21 protein-coding genes are annotated in these 19,714 nt (G+C 65.8%); 6 read left to right on the forward strand and 15 right to left on the reverse strand.

Annotated elements, in window-relative coordinates; translation table 11 throughout:
• Positions 1–44: 44 nt before the first annotated feature.
• A complete protein-coding gene (locus A5906_RS10230) occupies positions 45–1,013 on the reverse strand; it encodes a cell division protein FtsX (protein ID WP_080135047.1) in 969 nt (322 codons plus the stop codon).
• A complete protein-coding gene (gene ftsE / locus A5906_RS10235) occupies positions 1,006–1,665 on the reverse strand; it encodes a cell division ATP-binding protein FtsE (RefSeq protein ID WP_063694655.1) in 660 nt (219 codons plus the stop codon). Before ftsE ends, A5906_RS10230 begins: the two co-directional genes overlap by 8 nt.
• 162 nt (positions 1,666–1,827) lie before the next feature.
• Here ftsE and A5906_RS10240 point away from each other — a divergent pair, with 162 nt between their 5' ends.
• Positions 1,828–2,706, forward strand: a complete 879-nt coding sequence (locus A5906_RS10240; RefSeq protein WP_080135258.1) for an MJ0042-type zinc finger domain-containing protein — start codon at positions 1,828–1,830, stop codon at positions 2,704–2,706.
• 36 nt (positions 2,707–2,742) lie between these two features.
• The gene (locus A5906_RS10245) at positions 2,743–3,117 is read left to right on the forward strand and encodes a response regulator (RefSeq protein ID WP_080135048.1); all 375 of its coding nucleotides are present in this window, start codon (positions 2,743–2,745) and stop codon (positions 3,115–3,117) included.
• 195 nt (positions 3,118–3,312) lie between these two features.
• Here A5906_RS10245 and A5906_RS10250 read toward each other — a convergent pair whose 3' ends face one another.
• Both A5906_RS10250 and A5906_RS10255 read right to left on the reverse strand, forming a co-directional pair.
• A complete protein-coding gene (locus A5906_RS10250; protein WP_080135049.1) occupies positions 3,313–4,464 on the reverse strand; it encodes a DUF4175 family protein in 1,152 nt (383 codons plus the stop codon).
• Positions 4,452–6,383, reverse strand: a complete 1,932-nt coding sequence (locus A5906_RS10255) for a TIGR02302 family protein (RefSeq protein ID WP_080135050.1) — start codon at positions 6,381–6,383, stop codon at positions 4,452–4,454. Before A5906_RS10255 ends, A5906_RS10250 begins: the two co-directional genes overlap by 13 nt.
• Positions 6,384–6,551: 168 nt before the next feature.
• On the opposite strand from A5906_RS10255, the gene A5906_RS10260 reads away from it, so the two are divergent.
• Positions 6,552–6,935, forward strand: a complete 384-nt coding sequence (locus A5906_RS10260; protein ID WP_028134137.1) for a carboxymuconolactone decarboxylase family protein — start codon at positions 6,552–6,554, stop codon at positions 6,933–6,935.
• 211 nt (positions 6,936–7,146) lie between these two features.
• Positions 7,147–8,052, forward strand: a complete 906-nt coding sequence (locus tag A5906_RS10265; protein ID WP_080135051.1) for an NAD(P)-dependent oxidoreductase — start codon at positions 7,147–7,149, stop codon at positions 8,050–8,052.
• Between the two features lie 168 nt (positions 8,053–8,220).
• On the opposite strand, the gene lysA is transcribed toward A5906_RS10265, so the two are convergent.
• The 3 genes from lysA to argH form a co-directional block, all read right to left on the reverse strand.
• Positions 8,221–9,486, reverse strand: coding sequence for a diaminopimelate decarboxylase (gene lysA / locus A5906_RS10270; protein ID WP_080135052.1), 1,266 nt, complete (start codon positions 9,484–9,486; stop codon positions 8,221–8,223).
• A gap of 23 nt (positions 9,487–9,509) precedes the next feature.
• Positions 9,510–9,797 (reverse strand): LPS translocon maturation chaperone LptM, encoded by a 288-nt coding sequence (gene lptM, locus A5906_RS10275; protein WP_080135053.1) that lies wholly within the window; start codon positions 9,795–9,797, stop codon positions 9,510–9,512.
• Between the two features lie 94 nt (positions 9,798–9,891).
• Positions 9,892–11,289, reverse strand: a complete 1,398-nt coding sequence (argH, locus tag A5906_RS10280) for an argininosuccinate lyase (RefSeq protein ID WP_080135054.1) — start codon at positions 11,287–11,289, stop codon at positions 9,892–9,894.
• A 105-nt stretch (positions 11,290–11,394) separates the two neighbouring features.
• On the opposite strand from argH, the gene tlpA reads away from it, so the two are divergent.
• The gene (gene tlpA / locus A5906_RS10285) at positions 11,395–12,060 is read left to right on the forward strand and encodes a thiol:disulfide interchange protein TlpA (RefSeq protein ID WP_080135259.1); all 666 of its coding nucleotides are present in this window, start codon (positions 11,395–11,397) and stop codon (positions 12,058–12,060) included.
• A gap of 67 nt (positions 12,061–12,127) precedes the next feature.
• Here the strand turns inward: tlpA and A5906_RS10290 are convergent, their stop codons facing one another.
• From A5906_RS10290 to A5906_RS10315, 6 genes are all read right to left on the reverse strand, one after another.
• On the reverse strand, positions 12,128–12,322 hold the full coding sequence (locus tag A5906_RS10290) for a putative motility protein (protein ID WP_028182113.1): 195 nt from the start codon (positions 12,320–12,322) through the stop codon (positions 12,128–12,130).
• 209 nt (positions 12,323–12,531) lie between these two features.
• Entirely contained in the window at positions 12,532–13,413 is an 882-nt protein-coding gene (locus tag A5906_RS10295) for a 3-hydroxybutyryl-CoA dehydrogenase (protein WP_080135055.1), read from the reverse strand.
• 209 nt (positions 13,414–13,622) lie between these two features.
• Entirely contained in the window at positions 13,623–14,567 is a 945-nt protein-coding gene (locus A5906_RS10300) for an electron transfer flavoprotein subunit alpha/FixB family protein (RefSeq protein ID WP_080135056.1), read from the reverse strand.
• Positions 14,567–15,316, reverse strand: a complete 750-nt coding sequence (locus tag A5906_RS10305; protein WP_080135057.1) for an electron transfer flavoprotein subunit beta/FixA family protein — start codon at positions 15,314–15,316, stop codon at positions 14,567–14,569. Before A5906_RS10305 ends, A5906_RS10300 begins: the two co-directional genes overlap by 1 nt.
• 126 nt (positions 15,317–15,442) lie before the next feature.
• Entirely contained in the window at positions 15,443–16,015 is a 573-nt protein-coding gene (locus tag A5906_RS10310; protein WP_080135058.1) for a cob(I)yrinic acid a,c-diamide adenosyltransferase, read from the reverse strand.
• Between the two features lie 89 nt (positions 16,016–16,104).
• Positions 16,105–16,299, reverse strand: coding sequence for a twin transmembrane helix small protein (locus tag A5906_RS10315; RefSeq protein WP_018646527.1), 195 nt, complete (start codon positions 16,297–16,299; stop codon positions 16,105–16,107).
• Between the two features lie 330 nt (positions 16,300–16,629).
• On the opposite strand from A5906_RS10315, the gene A5906_RS10320 reads away from it, so the two are divergent.
• Positions 16,630–17,523 carry a YihY/virulence factor BrkB family protein gene (locus A5906_RS10320; protein ID WP_080135059.1) on the forward strand — a complete coding sequence of 298 codons (894 nt, stop codon included), beginning with the start codon at positions 16,630–16,632 and terminating at the stop codon, positions 17,521–17,523.
• Here A5906_RS10320 and A5906_RS10325 read toward each other — a convergent pair.
• The gene (locus A5906_RS10325; RefSeq protein ID WP_080135060.1) at positions 17,450–18,721 is read right to left on the reverse strand and encodes an ATP-binding protein; all 1,272 of its coding nucleotides are present in this window, start codon (positions 18,719–18,721) and stop codon (positions 17,450–17,452) included. The genes A5906_RS10320 and A5906_RS10325 overlap by 74 nt on opposite strands.
• Before the next feature lie 104 nt (positions 18,722–18,825).
• A complete protein-coding gene (gluQRS, locus tag A5906_RS10330) occupies positions 18,826–19,695 on the reverse strand; it encodes a tRNA glutamyl-Q(34) synthetase GluQRS (protein ID WP_080135260.1) in 870 nt (289 codons plus the stop codon).
• Between the last annotated feature and the right edge of the window lie 19 nt (positions 19,696–19,714).

Here is a 19,714-nt window from a genome sequence, read left to right on the forward strand (position 1 = left end):
GCGGGGAGAGGCGAAGAAAGCGCGGGCGAGCTCATCCCCCACACTCAATCAATATCATTCAACGTCGCGAACAGTGTCTGACGCGATGCGACCGCCGTGATGGCGCCGATCAGGACCGCCTGCACCGCGAGCACGACATAGCCGGACGGCCGCAGCGAGAAGGTGCCGAGCAGCGCCGCGAACTGATCCCCGACCGGGGTGCCGGAGAACCAGCCGGCGATCGACTCGGAGAAGCCGAACACCAGCATGGCGGCGCCGCCGCCGATTACGCCGCCTTCGAGGCCGAGCCTGAGGAAATGGCGCAGGAAGCGGTTGGCGATGTAGCGGTCGCCGGCGCCGACAAAGTGCAGCACTTCGACGATCGGGCGGTTCGCCGCCATGGCGCCGCGGGTCGCGAACGACACCGAGATGATGGTCGCGATGATGACGAGCGCGAGGATGCCGAGGCCGGCGAGCACGGTGGCATTGGTCATCGAGCGCATGCGCTCGATCCAGGCTCGGTGATCGTCGACGCTGGCGCTTGGCGCCACTTGCGTCACGCGGGCACGCAAGGCACCGAGATCGAGCGGCGTGCCGGGCTGCACGCGCGCGATGATCATGCGCGGCACCGGCAGATCGTCCATCGACAGTCCCGTGCCGAGCCAGGGCTCGAGCAGCTTGCCGCTCTCGTCCCTGCTGAACGGCCTGACCTCGACGATGCCGGGCTGCGCGCGCATCGCCTCGGTCACGGCCGCGGTGTCGCGGTCGAGATCGCGTCCGGTTTGCGGGCGGACCTGGATGGTGATTTCGCTCGCGACCTCCGACTGCCACTCCGCGGCGGAGGCGCTGACCAGGAGCACCGTGCCCGTGGTCATCGACGCCAGGAAGGTCATGATGGCGACGACGGCGACCAGCGCGCGGCCGTGGATCGAGGCGCGCGGCACGATCGGCGACATGTTGCGCGCCTTGGCCGGAAGCTGCGGACGCTCCTGTCCGAGATCGACCAGCACGCCGCGCTCGTCGGTCCTATTCATAGACGTGCAGCCGTCCCTGATGCAGCACCAGCCGCCGCGCCTCGTACTGGTCCATCAGGCCGATATCGTGGGTGGCGATGATGACGGCGGTGCCTGATTTGTTGAGCTCGATGAAAAGCCGCAGCAGGCGGCGGCCGAGCGTCGGATCGACGCTGCCGGTCGGCTCGTCCGCGAGCAGCAGTTGCGGCCGCGAGATCACGGCGCGCGCGATCGCCGCGCGCTGCTTCTCGCCGCCAGAGAGGATCGGCGGCAAAGCATCCATGCGCTCGCCGAGCCCGACCCAGCGCAGAAGGTCGATGACCTCCTTGCGATAGCTCGACTCGCTGCGGCCCATGACACGGAACGGCAGCGCGACGTTCTCGTAGGTCGTCATGTGGTCGAGCAGGCGAAAGTCCTGCAGCACGATGCCGATGCGTTTGCGCAGGTCCGCGATCTCGTCCTTGCCGAGCTGCGAGATGTCGTGGCCGAACAGATTGACGAGGCCGCGCGTCGGCCGATGCGACAGGAACAACAAGCGCAGCAGCGAGGTCTTGCCGGCGCCGGATGGGCCGGTGAGGAACTGGAAGGAATGCGCCGGGATCTGGAAGCTGAGGTCGCGCAGGATCTCCGGCCCCAGACCGTAACGCAATCCGACATTTTCGAACCGAACCAAGCTCAGCTCCGTTCGAGAGGGGGCGACAGGCGCGCCGCGGCGCGCTGCCTCACGCGATCAACGGTTTTTGCGACCGTTATGGTTTCCGATTCGTTAACGGTCGCCTTGTAGCATCCAGGGCAACCGGCTCTCCAAGACCAGTCCATGCATCAAGGCTCGTCCATGCATATCGTCTGCCCTCATTGTACGACATCCTACGCGATCAAGCCCGCGAGCCTGGGGGCGAACGGACGGACGGTCCGCTGCTCCCGCTGCAAGGAGACCTGGGTCGCCTATGCCGAGGACGCCGTCGAGGAGGCGTCCGTCCCGGCCCTGGCGGCAGCCAGCCGGGCCGACGACCAGTCCGACCTCGCCGAGCAGTGGAACTCCTATGCCAAGGACGATAACGCCGCCGACCCCCCGGTGGTCGACAGCCCGTCGATCGCCAGCGACTGGCCGGCCGACAACGCCCAGGAGATCGAGGATGAGTGGTCAGCAGCGGCCCGGGCGGCCGAGGAAGACGCCGCCGGCGCGCAGCATCAATCCTGGTTCCGCAGCCTGTTCAGCCGGCGCGGCGCGCGGGTCAAGCGTCCGGTCCCCACTGTGGCGCCGCGAAAATCATATTTCGGCCTGCCGACCGCCTGCGCCGCTATGGCCGCCCTGGTGCTGGCCCTGATCATGTGGCGCGGCGACGTGGTGCGCCTGCTGCCGCAGACGGCGGCCTTCTACAAGATGGTCGGGCTCGAGGTGAACCTGCGCGGGCTGGCCTTCAAGGACGTCAAGCTCTCCAGCGAGACCGTTGACGGTAAGCAGGTGCTGGTGATCGAGGGCGTGATCGTCGGCCAGGGCAAGAAGCCGCTCGATATCCCGCGGCTGCGGTTTGCCGTGCGCGACGCTCAGGGCGCGGAGATCTACGCCTGGAATACTGTGCTGGAACAGACCGTGCTGCAGCCCGGCGAGCGCGCCTTCTTCCGCTCGCGCCTGGCTTCGCCCCCGCCGGAGGGCCGCAACATCGACGTCCGCTTCTTCAACCGGCGCGACATCGCCGGCGGCAGCGTATAATCGGCCGAGCGGGCGATTGATCCCAAGGTTGGTCTCATGTCGAAAATCCTGATCGCCGACGACGAGGATTCGATGCGCACGCTGGTGGCGCGCGCCATCGCCATGGACGGACACGTGACCGTGACGGCGCAGGACGGTGCCGAGGCGCTGGAGATCCTGACCCGCGAGGACGGCGCCTTCGACCTGCTGCTCACCGACATCCAGATGCCGGTGATGGACGGCATCGCGCTGGCCCTGTCCGCCGCGCGCGACTTCCCCGACCTGACGATTTTGCTGATGACGGGCTTTGCCGATCAGCGCGAGCGCGCGTCAAACTTGAATGCGCTGGTACATGACGTCGTGACAAAGCCGTTCTCGGTGGCGGATATCCGCACGGCGGTGGCGGATGCACTGGCGGCGAAGAAGGGGTAGCGGTATCGCCACATCGTCTTTGCGAGCATAGCGAAGAAATCCAGAGCCCCTCGGCGGAAGATTCTGGATTGCTTCGCTGCGCTCGCAATGACGGACAGTGTGGCGCGGTCGTAGCCCGCATGAGCGCAACGACATGCGGGACCCCTGGCCCCGGATATCGCTTCGCTCATCCGGGCTACGAGAGCTGAGACGACCCTAAAAATCCTTCAGCAGCCGCTCGATATAATCGAGCTCGATCTGCGGGCGGGAGGGATCGCCTAAGCGGCGGCGAAGCTCTTCGAGAATGCGGCGGACGCGCTGGGCGTCGATCTCGCCGGGAATCTTGACCGTGTAATCGTCGCCGAACTCACGGCCATGAAGCGGCCGGCCGAGCGGGTCGGTCTGATTGCCGCCGCTCTGCTGGCGGCCGGCGCGGTTACCGGGGCCATCGCCCTGCCCGTCGCCGTCGCCCTGCTGCATCGCCTCGGCCATCTTCTGCGCACCCTTGCGCAGGGCATCGAGCGCCTTGCCCTGCGAGTCCACGGCACCATCCGCGTTGCCCTCGCCGAGCTTCGAGCCGGCATCGCCCATGGCGCCGTCGGCAGCGTCCAGGCTGCCGTCGTCATCGCCCTGGTCGCCGTCCTGATCGCCATCCTGGCCGGACTGTCCCGGGTCGCCCTGCTGGCCCTTCTGACCCTGCTGCCCTTTCTGGCTCTTTTGCCCCTTTTGCGTGAGGCCGCGCTTGGCGAGCTCGTCCTGCAGCTTCTTCAGGCGGTCGCGCAGCGCCTGCTGGTCCTGCTGGAGGTCCGACATCGACTGGTCGCCCTGCTTGCCGCGCGAGCGGTCACGCCGGGAATCCTGGCCCTGCTTGAAGGTCTTGTCGCGCAATTGCTGCTGCTTGCGGATCATGTCGCTGAGCTCGTTCAGCGCCTGCTCCATGTCGCTGTCGCCGGACTGCCCGGGCTGCGCCATCTGGAGATTTTCCATGATCTGCGCGAGCTGCTCGAGCATGCGCTGGGCCGCCTCGCGATTACCCTCGCGCGCCGCCTTCTCGATCTGCTTCAGCAGTTCATCGAGGTCGCGCTGCGTGATGACGTTGCGATCGCGATTGGAGGACTGACTTCGTTCCGTCGCGCGCTTGTATTCCTCGAGCTTCTGGATGGCGTCGGACTGGTTGCTCAGGCTCTTGCCGGATTCCTTCTGCCTGAGGCTGTCGCCGGAATCCTGCATCGCCTTTTCTGCGCTGTCGAGCAGCGCGTCGGGATCCTGATCCAGCTGGGCAGCGGCCGGCGAGACGCCGCCCAACAGCAGGGCGAGGCAGGCGATCGAGATCGCCTTGAAGACTGGCACGCGTGCTAGCTTCCGCATTTCCGGTCCCGCGTAAACTGGTTGGCCCCGTCGTTGCCCGCCTTAGTCCGATTGCTCGCCGATTTCCGATAGGCCTGAAGCTGCTCCCGCAACGCGTCCTGCTGCCTCGACAGTTCTTCGAGCTGATCCGGCGTCGCTTTCTGGGTCTTCTGCTTCAGCTCGACGGCCTTGTCGAGGATGAGCTGGACCTCGGCGGGGAATGGCTGGCGAGGACCGAGCGGATTCTGCTCGGCCCGGCGGGCGAGATCGCGCACCTTGCCGGCCATCGCCTCGCGCAGCTTCTGCGTCAGCACCTTGAGCTCGTCCTCGCTGGCGCCGCGTTCCAGCGCCCGCTTCAGCGCGTCCTGCGCCGAGCGCAGCGCGGCGTTGACGCTGCCGGCGACACCGTCGTCCTCGATGGTGACGGCGAAGGCCCACATGCTCGCCACCACCTCGCGCAGCGCGTCGTCGGTGCGGGCCGCCTCGAGCTGGAGCGCGAGGCTGCGCAGGCCGAGATAGCAGCCTGCATCCGGCGTGAACAATTCGGGCGCGATCATCAGCGCGTCGAGCGCGGCGTAGACGTCGGAATTCTTGTTGGCGTCGAGCGCGAGGATGCGACGCTGCTCGATCAGCGCGCGCGCGAGCGAGTTGGTGAAGAGACGCTCGGGCAGGCGCATGTTGAACGGCTCGCTCTTCGCCTCGTTGCCGGCCTCGTCCTTGGCAGTGAGCGTCAGCGTGACGTCGGCGCCGGCATAGGGATCCTCGCTGAGATCCTTCACGGTCTGGCCGACGCCGTTGCGGGTGCGCGCATTCGGCAGCACCAGCGGAAATTGCGGCGGCTGGAACAGCGGCCGCGCGGCGGCCCTGGCGTCGTCCTTGCTACCGTCCTTGGCATCGGCCGCGCGCAAGCCGATTTGCGCTTGGGCGCCGGTGACGCCGTAATCGTCCTCGATCTTGTAGGAGAGCTGGAGTCCGCCCCGCGCCTGGCGCTCCGGATCCTTGGCGAGTGCAATCGTCGGTGCGCGATCGGGCGTCGCCGCAAAGGCCCATTGCGGCTGGCCGGAAGGCGCACGGACATGCGCGGTGCCGTCGCCGGTGATGGCGAAATGCTTCTCGTTGGTGCCCTTTGGCGTGGCCTCGGTGGGAGCGACCTCCTTGAGGCCGCCGGAGACGACGACATCGAGGTTGCCGCCGGAAGAGCGCACGATCAGGGTCGAGCCGGCAGGAACGGCGAGCGGGCCGCTCGCCGGCAGCGCCGCGGCTTCCCTATTGGCGGCCGACAAGATGATTGGCGGCTTGCCGGTGTAGAGCGGCGGCGTGACCCAGGCATCGACGCGAATATTGGCCGGCGCCAGCACGCCGTTCCAGTCGAAAGCGGCCCCGAGGCGCATCGCACGCTCGTCGCCGGCGGCAAAGAAGGTGGCAACCAGCATCACCATGACGAGGGCGCGCAATGCCCAAGGATCATGCAGTGCAAGCCGCGGGCGTGGCAGACCGGCGCGGATGCGCTTGAGCGAGGCCAGCGTGCGCTCACGCTGCGCCCGCCACAACGCCTTCGCAATCGGGTCCTGCGAGGTCAGCGTGTCCGTGAGCGTGGTCGCCGGGCGATGGCGGATGCCGGAGCCGCGGTCGAGCCGGCTCAGCGCTTCCTCTCGGCTCGGCCAGCGGAAGCGAATCAGGGGCAACAGCGCGGCAATCGCAATGCCGGCAAAGATGATGAGACCGATGGCGCGCGCCAGGAACGGCAGCGCCAGCCAGAGCCCGGCCCAGGACACCACCAGGAACAGGCCGATGACGGTCAGCAGCCGCGCGAAATTTGGCCAGGCACGCTCCCACGCGATGGCATAGACGGCCCTGTCGAGGGCCTGCGCCAGCTTCAGCCGCGACAGAGCGTCGCCATCGCGGATCGGGTCTGACGGGTCGGGGGTGACGCCGTTCAATCAGCTCTCCAGGTTGCCCGGTAGAGAGAAACGTACCACAACGGCAGCACTGAGGCATCCGTTCCTGTACGGGAGAGACCCCTTTTCCCGCATAACACGAGGACGTGACTGGCCCGCCGCAACCCCGTAATTTCCGCGCCGCCCCCCGAGGGAAATGAAGGGAACGCCATGGACAAGAAGATGCACGACAAGGGCCTCGAAGTCCGCAAAGCGGTACTGGGAGAAGCCTATGTCAACAACGCCCTGAAGAATGTCGACGATTTCAACCGTCCGTTCCAGGAGATGCTCAACGAATATTGCTGGGGCACGGTTTGGGGCCGCGAGGAGCTGCCGCGCAAGACCCGCAGCATGCTCAACATCGCGATGATCGCGATCCTCAACCGCCAGCATGAATTTCGCGCGCATCTGAAGGGCGCGCTGACCAATGGCGTGACGCGCGAGGAGATCCGCGAGATCCTGATGCAGGTCGCAATCTATGGCGGCATGCCGGCCGCCGTCGACAGTTTTCGCATCGCCCGCGAGGTGTTCGCGGAGATCGATGGGAAGGCGTGAGGCAGGCCTCTCTCCGCTGTCGTCCCGGGGCGCGCGAAGCGCGAGCCCGGGATCCATATCGACGAGCCGATGTGGTTACGAGGACTCGGGGTAATCAGCTTCGCGCCACACTCCTCCTGGGGTTATGGGTCCCGGCCTTCGGCGGGACGACACTGAATTTCAGGGCTAACCGCTGCAATCACAACAACGAAAACGAAAAAAAGGAAACACCATGGACATCGGATTCATCGGGCTCGGAAACATGGGTTTCCCGATGGCGCGGCGGCTGATCGAGGCGGGACACAGGCTTGTCGTGTTCGACACGCGCAAGGAGGTCGTCGATAGGCTCGTGGCGCGCGGCGCCATTGCTGCGTCGTCACCGAAGGACGTCGCCGATCAGGTCGAGACCGTGATGGCGAGCCTGCCCTCGCTGCAGGCTTCGCTCGATGTCGCCACGGGCGCAAACGGCGTGATCGAAGGCACGCGCGTCAAGCGCTTCATCGATCTCTCCACCGTCGGCTCGGCGATGGCCGCGAAGATTCACGGCCTGCTGGCCAAGCGCGACATCGTGCAGATCGACTGCCCCGTCTCCGGCGGCGTCGGCGGCGCCGAGAAGGGCACGCTGGCGGTGATGGTGTCGGGGCCAAAGGCGGAGTTCGAACTTCTGAAGCCCGCGCTCGCCGTGATCGGAAAAGTGTTCTTCATCGGCGAGAAGCCCGGCGCGGCGCAGACCATGAAGCTCGCCAACAATTTCCTGTCGGCGACCGCGATCGTGGCGACGTCGGAAGCCGTGGTGATGGGGGTCAAGGCCGGCCTCGATCCCGCCGTGATGATCGACGTCATCAACGCGGGCTCGGGGATGAACACCGCAAGCCGCGACAAGTTTCCGCGCTCGGTGCTGCCGCGTACGTTCGATTTCGGCTTCGCGACGGGACTGATGGTGAAGGACGTGCGGCTGGCGCTGGAGGAGATGAAGCAGCTCGGCCTGTCGATGGAGGTCGCCGACGCCGTGGGGCGGCTGTGGGAGATCGTGATCAGCGCCGAAGGCGCGGAGTCGGATTTCACGGCGGCGATCAAGCCGATCGAGCAGAAGGCGGGCGTGGTGGTTGGGGGGAAAGGCGGATCGGCGGGGAAGTAGTTTCCGTGGTGGTCCCGGCGAAGGCCGGGACCATAACCACCGAGTTGGATTTGGCGAAGGCTGGTCATGACCACTTCGCACTACGATTTGTTTGCGGAGTATGGGTCCCGGCCTCCGCCGGAACGACAACGAGTTTGAGGCGCGTTCATACCGCCCCTTATCCTCTCCTCACAGCCACGGCGCCGGCGTATCCATCGCGATCAGCTGCTCGACCTCCACGCGCGGGCGCACCACGGCGTATTGGTCACCCTTCACCAGCACCTCGGGCACCAGCGGCCGCGTGTTGTAGGTGCCGGCCTGCACGGCGCCATAGGCGCCGGCGGTCATGATGGCGAGGAGATCGCCCGCCTTCGGCGTCGGCAGCGTGCGGTCGAGCGCGAGATAGTCGCCGGTCTCGCAGACCGGACCGACGACGTCAGCCGTGATCGTCGCGGCATCCTTTGCCGGCAGCGTCACCGGCAGGATATCGTGATGGGCTTCATACAGCGTCGGCCGGATCAGATCGTTCATCGCGGCGTCGATGATGACGAAGTTCTTGCCGTCGCCGTGCTTCACATAGATCACCTTGGCGACCAGGATGCCGGCATTGCCGACGATCATGCGACCCGGCTCGAACATCAGCGTGCAGCCGAGATTGTGGCTGACGCGCTTGACCATGGCGGCATAGGCGGCGGGCGCCGGCGGCGCCTCGCGGTCCATGTAGTAGGGAATGCCGAGGCCGCCGCCGAAATCGACGTGGCTGATGTCGTGGCCGTCGCTGCGCAGCGTCTGCACGAATTCGGAGAGGATGCGGAACGCGGTCTCCATGCCGGAGAGATCAGTGATCTGGCTGCCGATATGCACGTCGGTCCCGGTCACCTGGATTCCGGGCAGCTTCGCTGCGCGCGCATAGACCTCGCGGGCATGCACGATCGGGATGCCGAACTTGTTCTCGGACTTGCCGGTGGAGATTTTTGCATGCGTGCCGGCATCGACGTCGGGATTGACGCGCAACGAGATCCGCGCGGTCTTGCCCGTCTCGGTCGCAAGACGCGACAGCAGTTCGAGCTCAGGCTCGGATTCGACGTTGAGACAGAGGATGTCGGCGGCCAGCGCGGCGCGCAGCTCGTCTTCCGTCTTGCCGACGCCGGAGAACACGATCTTGCTCGCCGGGATGCCGGCGGCCAGCGCGCGCTTCAGCTCGCCGCCCGAGACCACGTCGGCGCCGGCGCCCAGCCTGGCCATCGTGCGCAGCACCGACTGATTGGAGTTCGCCTTCATGGCGTAGCAGACCAGCACCTTCTCGCCGGCGAAAGCCTCGGTGAAGACGCGGTAGTGCCGCTCCAGCGTCGCGGTCGAATAGCAATAGAACGGCGTGCCGACGGTTGCGGCCAGCTCGGACAGGTTCACCGCCTCGGCGTGCAGCACGCCGTTGCGGTAGTCGAAATGGTTCATGGCGTTGGCTCAGTTGTCCCAGCCTAGCGGCTGGGCTTTTCGTCCAGGAGCGGGTCGAGGATAAACGATTTTTTGCTGCCCTTGGACGCCACCGGCGCGTCCGCGCCGGTGGTGGGGTTGAACAGGCTCGGCGTCTTCTGGGCTGCGGTCTCGGTGTCGGTTGGAGCCGCGACGTTGGCCGTGGACGCGCCGGAGGCGGTCGGCGGCAGGTCGAGGGGACCTTTGCGGCCGCAGCCGGCAAGCGCGAGCGCCGTCAGGCTCAAGACAATGATGGCCCACCCCGAGCCGGCCGGGCGAAACTTTGACGTCACGACGAAATCCCCACTACGCGGGGCGCACCATACAGAGATTGGCGCGCTCTGGCGAGAGCCGGATGACCATGAAACATAAGCGAAATTTTGCTCCTCAGCCCAATTTTCGCTCTTTTTCCAGCCGCTTCGCCCAGCTCTTTGCCTGCGACGCCACGTTCTTCGGCGCGGTGCCGCCGAAACTGGTGCGGCTCTTCACCGACGATTCGACCGAGAGCACGCCGAGCACGTCCTTGGTGATCTTCGGCTCGATCGCCTGCATCTCCTTGAGCGGCAGCTCGTGCAGCGCCATGCCGTCCTCGGCCGCCTTGGCGACGATGCGGCCGGTGACGTGGTGGGCCTCGCGGAACGGCATCTTCAGGGTCCGCACCAGCCAGTCGGCGAGATCGGTCGCCGTGGCATATCCCTCACCGGCGGCGGCCTTCATCCTGGCTTCGTCAGGGACGAGATCGCGGACCATCCCGGTCATGGCACGGATCGCCAGCGACAGGGCGGCAAAGCCCTCCATGGCGCCCTGCTTGTCCTCCTGCATGTCCTTTTGATAGGCGAGCGGCAGGCCCTTCATCACGATCAGAAGGCCGTTGAGCGCGCCGATGACGCGGCCGGTCTTGGCCCGCACCAGCTCGGCTGCGTCCGGATTGCGCTTCTGCGGCATGATCGACGAGCCCGTGGTGAACTTGTCGCTGAGCCGGATCATCCCGACCAGCGGCGAGGTCCAGATCACGATCTCCTCGGCAAAGCGCGACATATGTACGGCGCAGATCGAGGCCGCCGACAGCGCCTCCAGCACGAAGTCGCGGTCGGAGACGGCGTCGAGCGAGTTCGCCATCGGGCGGTCGAAGCCAAGCGCCTTCGCGGTGGTGTGGCGGTCGATCGGGAACGAGGTGCCGGCGAGCGCGGCAGCGCCGAGCGGCGATTCATTGAGCCGCTTGCGCGCGTCCTGGAAACGGCCGCGATCGCGCGCGGCCATCTCGACATAGGCGAGCAGATGATGACCGAAGGTCACTGGCTGCGCGGTCTGCAGATGGGTGAAGCCGGGCATCACGGTGCCGGCATGCTCCAGCGCGCGTTCCACCAGAGCCTGCTGAAACGCGGCGAGCGCGGCATCGGTCTCGTCGAGCACGTCGCGGACGTAGAGACGGAAGTCGGTTGCGACCTGGTCGTTGCGCGAACGCGCGGTGTGCAGGCGGCCGGCGGCGGGGCCGATCAGTTCCGACAGGCGGCTCTCGACATTCATATGGATGTCCTCGAGCGCGCGCTTGAATTCAAAGCCGCCCTCGCCGATCTCTGACAAAATCGTGTCTAGACCCTTGCCGATATTTTTCGCATCAGAGGCCGTGATGATGCCCTGGCTGGCGAGCATCGCGGCGTGGGCCTTGGACGCGGCAATGTCCTGGGCAAAGAGGTGACGATCGACGTCGATGGAGACGTTGATCTCTTCCATGATCTCATCGGGACGTTCCGAGAACCGGCCGCCCCACATCTTGTTGCTCATGATCCCCTGCTCACGCCTTGCCTGTCGCTAGCCACGTTTGCTGGCCGCGGCCAGCCGTATTAAGAGGCCCCTGATAGCCATATCTGCGACCGGATGACAAACGATATGCTCGACAAGAAGCCCTCCGCCACGCGCCGGATCCCCCTCGTCATCGCCACCGTGGTGGTCGGCGGGCTGGCCGGTTTCGCCGCGCTGTATGGGCTGGGCTTGAGCCGGGCCCCCGGCGGGGATCCGACCTGCAAGCCGGCCGTTGCAATGGCGCAGAAAATAGCCCCGCTGGCCCATGGCGAGGTGGCGGCGCTGACCATGGCGAGCGCGCCTTTGAAGTTGCCCGACCTCACCTTCGAGGATGCCGACGGCAGGCCCAAGAAACTGTCCGATTTCCGCGGCAGGACGTTGCTGGTGAACCTCTGGGCCACCTGGTGCGTCCCCTGCCGCAAGGAAATGCCGGCGCTGGACGAGCTCCAGGGCAAGCTGTCGGGGCCGAATTTCGAGGTCGTGGCGATCAATATCGACACCCGCGACCCGCAGAAGCCGAAAACCTTCCTGAAAGAGGCCAATCTGACCCGGCTCGGTTACTTCAATGACCAGAAAGCCAAGGTTTTCCAGGACCTTAAGGCGATAGGCCGGGCGCTGGGCATGCCGACCTCGGTGCTGGTCGACCCGCAGGGCTGCGAGATCGCGACGATCGCGGGACCGGCGGAATGGGCGAGCGAGGATGCGCTCAAGCTGATCCGGGCGGCGACGGGCAAGGCCGCCGCGTCGCTTTAGTTTTAGTTATTGGCGCATGATCTGATCGGAAAACCGGTGCCCAGTTTTCCGGATCATGCGCCGAGGGTTAGGCGGTGACGTTGAGATTGCCGCCGACCCCGGGGCCGACATTGGCGAGCGAGGGCTGACCGGCACCCATCAGCGTCAGGACGGTGGATTTCTCCATGTCCATGTTCTGCTTGGTCAGCGTCGCCGCAATATTCGACTGCAGAGCGCCTTGCTGAGCGGCCAGCATGGTGCTGACCATTGCCATCATGTCCATTACGCGAACCCTCGTACCGGCTGTAACCTAGACGGGAGGGGTTAATGGGGCATGAATTGTCACGGTGGGGCCGTAGGGCGGGCAAAGGCGCACTTGCGCCGTGCCCACCATCTCACCATTGCAGCAAAAAATGCGTGGGCACGCTTCCGCCTTCGCCCTTCGAGCTACGGCGGACAAGTCGCTTTGCCCACCTTACGGCACTGCCGTCTCTAGCGCGTCGGAACCGGCTTGGCGCCGCGGTAGTCGTAGAAACCGCGCTGGGTCTTGCGGCCGAGCCAGCCGGCCTCGACGTATTTCACCAACAGCGGGCACGGGCGATACTTGGAATCGGCAAGGCCCTCGTGCAGCACCTGCATGATCGACAGACAGGTATCGAGACCGATGAAATCGGCGAGTTCCAGCGGGCCCATCGGATGATGTGCCCCGAGCTTCATCGCCGCGTCTATCGCCTCGACGTTGCCGACGCCTTCGTAAAGCGTGTAGATCGCCTCGTTGATCATCGGCAGCAGGATGCGGTTGACGATGAAGGCCGGGAAGTCCTCGGAAACCGCGACCTGCTTTCCGAGCCTGGCGACGAATTCCTTGGACGCCTCGAAAGTCGCATCGTCCGTTGCAATGCCGCGGATCAGCTCCACCAGCTCCATCAGCGGCACCGGATTCATGAAGTGAATGCCGATGAAGCGCTCGGGCCGGTCGGTGGCGGCGGCGAGGCGGGTGATCGAGATCGAGGACGTATCGGAGGCGACGATCGCCTCGGGCTTCAGCACCGCGCAAAGCTCGTGGAATATCTTGCGCTTGACCTCTTCCTTCTCGACCGCGGTCTCGATCACGAGATCGCAGTCGGCGAGGTCGTCGAGCTTCTCGGCGGCCACGATGCGCGACAGCGCCTGGGTCTTGGCCTCCTCGGTGACGACCTTCTTGGAGACCTGGCGCGCCAGATTGCCGTTGATGGTGGCCATGCCCGACTTGAGGCGGTCGGCCGAAACGTCGTTGAGCACCACGTCGAAGCCGGCGAGCGCCGCAACATGCGCGATGCCATTGCCCATCTGACCCGCGCCGATCACGCCGACCTTCTTGATCACTGCCGCCATAATGTCATCCACCGGAACGGCGCGCAGATCGCGCCCTGCCTATCCCCTGAGCCGGGAGGTCTGATTTGACCAGGAGCCTGATTTAATCAGAACCTTGGCTCGAAACCTAGATTGGATCGCTTCGAAGGCGTGCCCCACGCCAAAGAAAACGCCTCAAAAATGAAACACCGGCCGGAGTTTATACCTCCGGCCGGTGTTTTGAACGCGTTTTACTTGCCGAGCTTGCCGAGTTCGGCCGTCAGCTCCGGAACCGCCTGGTAGAGGTCGGCCACCAGGCCGTAGTCGGCGACCTGGAAGATCGGCGCGTCCTCGTCCTTGTTGATCGCGACAATCACCTTGGAGTCCTTCATGCCGGCCAGATGCTGGATTGCGCCGGAAATGCCCACGGCGACATAGAGCTCGGGGGCCACGACCTTGCCGGTCTGGCCGACCTGCCAGTCGTTCGGGGCATAGCCGGCGTCCACCGCCGCACGCGAGGCACCGACCCCGGCGCCGAGCTTGTCGGCCAGCGGCTCGATGTACTTGGCAAAATTCTCGCGGCTCTGCATGGCGCGGCCGCCCGAGACGATGATCTTGGCCGAGGTCAGCTCGGGACGGTCGCTCTTGGCGACTTCCTCGCCGACGAAGGACGACAGGCCGGGATCGGCAGCCGCCGCCACGGTCTCGACCGGCGCGCTGCCGCCTTCACCCGCCGCGGCGAAGGTGGAGGTACGGACCGTGATGACCTTCTTGGCGTCCTTCGACTTCACGGTCTGGATGGCGTTGCCGGCATAGATCGGACGCTCATAGGTGTCGGGGGCGACCACCTTGATGATCTCCGAGACCTGCATGACGTCGAGCAGGGCGGCGACACGCGGCATCACGTTCTTGAAGCGCGAGGTCGCGGGCGCGACGATCGCGTCATAAGACGCGGCCAGCGAGACGATCAACGCGGCCAGCGGCTCGGCGAGATCGTGTGCGTAGAGCTCGCCGTCGGCGAGCAGCACCTTCTTCACGCCGGCAAGCTTGGCGGCGGCATCCGCCGCGGCCTTGGCGTTCTGGCCGGCCACCAGCACCTCGACGTCCGCGCCGAGCGCAGCAGCCGCGGTGAGGGTCTTGTTGGTCGCATCCTTCAGCGACGCATTGTCGTGTTCGGCAATCAGAAGCGTCGTCATCAGAGCACCCCGGCTTCGTTCTTGAGTTTCGACACCAGCTCGGCGACGTCCTTGACCTTGACGCCAGCCTTGCGGCCCGCCGGTTCAGTGGTCTTGAGAACCTCGAGGCGCGCGGCGACATCGACGCCGTAATCGGCGACCGTCTTCTCCGCGATCGGCTTCTTCTTCGCCTTCATGATGTTCGGCAGCGAGGCGTAGCGCGGCTCGTTGAGACGGAGGTCGGTGGTGACGATCGCCGGTCCCTTCAGCTTGACCGTCTGCAGACCGCCGTCGACTTCGCGGGTAACCTTGAAGTCAGCGCCTTCGACCTCGAGCTTGGAGGCGAAGGTCGCCTGCGACCAGCCGAGCAGCGCGGCCAGCATCTGGCCGGTCTGGTTGCTGTCGTCGTCGATCGCCTGCTTGCCGAGGATGATGAGGCCAGGCTGCTCTTCGTCCGCAACCTTCTTCAGGATCTTGGCGACGGCGAGCGGCTCAACGGTGCCTTCGGCCTTCACCAGGATGCCGCGGTCGGCGCCCATGGCAAGACCGGTGCGGATCGTCTCCGACGCCTGCGCAGGTCCGATCGAGACCACCACGACTTCGGTTGCCTTGCCGGCTTCCTTCAGGCGCAGCGCTTCCTCGACCGCGATTTCGTCGAACGGGTTCATCGACATCTTGACGTTGGCGAGTTCAACGCCCGATCCATCGCCCTTGACGCGGACCTTGACGTTGTAATCGACCACCCGCTTTACCGGCACTAAGACCTTCATCGATCCTCTTTCACTCAATTTGGGAGGGGGGTTATCAACTGGCGCGGAACCTAAAGGCCTGATCCGGCCCGGTCAACGCGCGAAGGGGCCAATTTTTAGACCTTAGAAATGCGCCGCCCAAATGGGTCAGCGGTTCTGGCCCGGAACCCAGAGCACGTCCCCGGCGCCATTGTGGTTAGCGGCGCGGCTCGCCACGAACAGGAAGTCCGACAGGCGGTTCATATACTGGATGCCAGCCGCGCTGACCGGCTCGTCCGGCCGGGCCGCCAATTTCACGATGACGCGTTCCGCCCTGCGGCATATTGTGCGCGCGACATGGAGGTAGGCTGCCGCCGGCGTGCCGCCGGGGAGCACGAAGGAGGTGAGCGGCGCGAGCTTGTCGTTGAGCGCGTCGATGTCGCGCTCGAGGCGCTCCACCTGGCTCGCGACCACCCGCAGCCGCTCGGCCTTGCCATCCCGCTCGGGCACTGCGAGATCAGCGCCGAGGTCGAACAGGTCGTTCTGAATACGGCCGAGCATCGCGTCGAGCTCGGGCATGTCCTGGGCATGGAGCCGCACCACCCCGATTGCGGCATTGGTCTCGTCGACGGTGCCATAGGCCTCGACGCGCAGATCGTATTTCGGACGGCGCTCGCCGGAGCCGAGCGCCGTCGTGCCGTCGTCACCGGTCTTGGTATAGATGCGGTTCAATACCACCATGACGGATTCCTTAAATCTTAGGTCATGATCTTATCGGAAAACCGCTTCGCGTTTTGCGCGAACGCGGCCCTTCGGGTCCGGATCATGCCCTACCGCCCCATCGCCCAGACCGCGGCCATGGCGATGACGATTGCCACGAACTGCAGCAGCACGCGCCAGCGCATCAACTTCTGCGAGGTATTGGGCGAGCCGCCGCGCATCATGTTGACGAGACCGAGCAGCAGCACCAACGCCACCGCGCCGACCGCGATCGGCAGGATGAAAGTACTCAGGATAGATGCCATCTGAGGGTAGATAACACCGTGTGCGGCGGTTCGCCATGGCGTTCCCGATCTGGCTTTTGAGCCAATAATGTCAGAAGCTGGCTGGATGATTTCCGATTTGCGCGAGCGGCCCGTTCTCTTCGCCTCTCCCCGCTTGCGGGGAAAGGCCGAATTCGATCGCAGATCGAATTCGGATGAGGGGGGCTCTCCGCGAACCCAGCTCTCACCGTCCCCGCGGAGACTCCCCCTCACCCGCCGCGCTGCGCGCGTCGGCCTCTCCGCGCGAGCGGGGCGAGGCGAACCACGCCGCAAGCAGGGTCCGAAAGCGTCGGCCGCCAATACGGGTGCCACGTGAAAGCCGTCCGCTACATCTACTGCGTGCTGGAGGACGCGTTCTACACGTTCCTGGCCGACGACGGCTGGGCGATCGCGAGCCATATCGCGCTGTCGACGCTGATGGCGCTGTTCCCGTTCCTGATCGTGCTGACCTCGCTCGCCGGCTTCTTCGGCTCCAAGGAACTCGCCGACCAGGCTGCCAGCCTGATGCTCGAGGTCTGGCCCAAGCAGGTCGCCGATTCGATCTCGGGCGAAATCCACGACGTGCTGACCACCACCCGCACCGGCGTGCTGACGATCGGCGCGGCGCTGTCGGTCTACTTCGCCTCGAACGGCGTCGAGGCGCTCCGCGTCGCGCTCAACCGCGCCTATGCGGTGGTGGAGATGCGGCGCTGGTACTGGCTGCGGCTGGAATCGATCGGCTACACGCTGGTCGCGGCCTTCACAGCGCTTGCCATGGCGTTCCTGATCGTGCTCGGCCCCCTCTTCATCGAGGCGGCGCGGCGCCATATCCCGCTGTTCGTCGAATCCAATGAGAGCATCCTCACCTGGTTGCGCTACGGCATCACCATCGGCGCACTGGTGGTGGCACTGGTGATCTTGCATGCCCGGCTGCCGGCGGGCCGGAGGCGCTTCTTCCAGATCCTGCCCGGCATCGTCTTCACCATCGTGGCGTCGCTGATCTCGGGCATCGTCTTCGGACAATATCTGGCGCGCTTCGCCAACAATTACGTGACGATGTATGCGGGCCTGGCCTCGGTCATCATCGCGCTGGTGTTTCTGTATTTCATCGCTGCAATCTTCGTCTATGGCGGCGAGCTCAACGCCGCGATCATCAAGTCGCAGCTTCCTCACGGCGTGTCGCTTCAAGCAGCGCAGTCGCTAGGGCCCGCGGAGACACAGGCTTGACCAGGAAGGCATCGGCGCCGGCCTCTCGCGAGGCTGCCTCGTCCTCGCCGCGCCCGGAAACCCCGATGATGGGGATCTGAGCCAGCGGCGCCGGCATGGTGCGGATCCGCCTGATCGCCTCGACGCCGTCGATTCCCGGCAGCACCATGTCCATCAGCACCGCATCGAAGGCGCCCTGCTCCAGCCGGTTCACGGCGTCCTCGCCGCGCCCGATGAACTCGGCATGATGGCCAAGCTCGGTCAGGATGGTGTTGAGCACGACGCGGCCGAACGGGTTGTCCTCGACGCTGAGCACGCGGAGCGCAGGCACCGCGTCCATCTCGGACTTGCCCTTCGATTTGCGGGACCTGGCCGGCCCCGTCGCATCCAGCGACACCGTCAATGTGAACGTGGCGCCGCCGCCACCGCGTGGCGCGACCGAGATGTCGCCGCCCATGGCGCGCGCCAGCTGCTTCACCGAGGACAGGCCGAGGCCGGCGCCGCCGAAACGCGAGGCAATGGTGACATTGGCCTGAGTGAAAGGGCGGAACAGTCGTTTGATCTCGGCCATGGTCAAGCCGATGCCGCTGTCGGACACCGCGAAAGCGACGCCGACCCTGCCTTTGCCCTTTGCCTTGCCTTTCTTGACGGGGCGCCAAGGCGCCACCGCAAGCGCCACGCCGCCCTGCTCGGTGAACTTCACGGCATTGTCGATCAGGTTCTCGAGCGCGGCGCGCAGGCGGACGGGATCACCAACCACAAGCCCGGGCAGCTTGTCGGAGATCTCGACCTGGGCCTGGAGCCCCTTGGCCGCGGCACGCCCAGCAAGCGAATCGCCGGTGCTGCGCGCGAGCGCCCGCAGGTCGAACAGATCCTGCCGCAGCGTGCTGCCGCCCTTCCCCGCGCCCTTACCCGTTTTGGCAGCGTCCACGAACAGCGTGGCAAGGCTCGCCAGATGTTCGGCGCCGGCCTTGATGGTGTCGGCCCAGCGCCTCTCGCGTTCGCCGAGATCGGAGGTCGCGAGCAGATCGCTGATCGCGAGAATGCCGGTCAGGGGGGTGCGGACCTCATGGGCGAAGGCGGCGAGCGCCGCCTGGACCACGTCTGGCGCGGCAGCCTTGGCGGCGTGCTTGCGCGGCCGCCCGGCCGCCCCGGACCGCTTCCGAGGCGGTCGTCTGGACGTCCGCGTAGTGCGCACTGCGCGCGTTTTCGCCGCCATAACTCCCCTTCGAAGCATCCCCTTCGAAAACCGGGCTGTCAGGCAAGCATGGCACGACGGAACCCCCGGAGTCACGGCAGCGTTTGGCTAACCCCCAGAGAAACTTAACCTAATCCCAGCAGCTGGCGGACACTGGCAGGTGTGGCGCCCGCGCTGCGCAACTCCCGCAACCCCGTCGAGCGGCTGGATTTCGACAGCTTTCGCCCCTCGCCATCACGAATCAGGGCGTGGTGCCGGTAAGCGGGTTCCGGCAGGCCGAGCAGGACCTGGAGCAGGCGGTGGACCGACGTCGCGTGAAACAGATCCTGCCCCCGCACGATCTCGCTGACACCCTGGAGCGCGTCATCGACGACCACCGACAGATGGTAGCTGGTCGGCGTCTCCTTGCGGGCCAGGATCACGTCGCCCCAGGCCTCTGGCCTGGCCCGGACGGCGCCGCGCTCGCCCTCGGGTCCCTCGCCGAGATCTCTCCAGCTCAGGCTGCCGACGCGGCTGCTGGCAGCCGCCATGTCGAGCCGGAGCGCGTAGGGCGCGCCCGCGGCGATCAGCCGTATCCGCTCGTTGGCAGGAAGCGACTTGGCATCACCAGGATAAAGCGGTGCACCGTCGGGATCGCGCGGCCATGGCCCGTCGGCCTCGCGCGCGGCCACCAGCCTTGCGATCTCGGCCCGGCTTTCGAAGGCGGGATAGACGAGATCCAGCGACGAGAGCCTTTCCAGCGCAGCGCGATAGTCGGAAAGATGCTCCGACTGCCGCCGCACCGGCGTCTCCCAGGCGATCCCAAGCCAGCCTAGGTCCTCATAGATCGCCGTCTCATAGTCGGGCCGGCAGCGTGTCGCATCGATGTCCTCGATCCGCAGCAGCAGCCGCCCGCCGCTCTCTCGCGCGCGATCGAAGTTGAGCAGCGCCGAATAGGCGTGGCCGAGATGCAGCAGGCCGTTGGGACTGGGGGCAAATCGGAAAACGGGTGGCATCGCTTTCATGGTACTCGTC

This window comes from Bradyrhizobium sacchari, assembly GCF_002068095.1.
GTDB classification, from domain to species: Bacteria; Pseudomonadota; Alphaproteobacteria; order Rhizobiales; family Xanthobacteraceae; genus Bradyrhizobium; species Bradyrhizobium sacchari.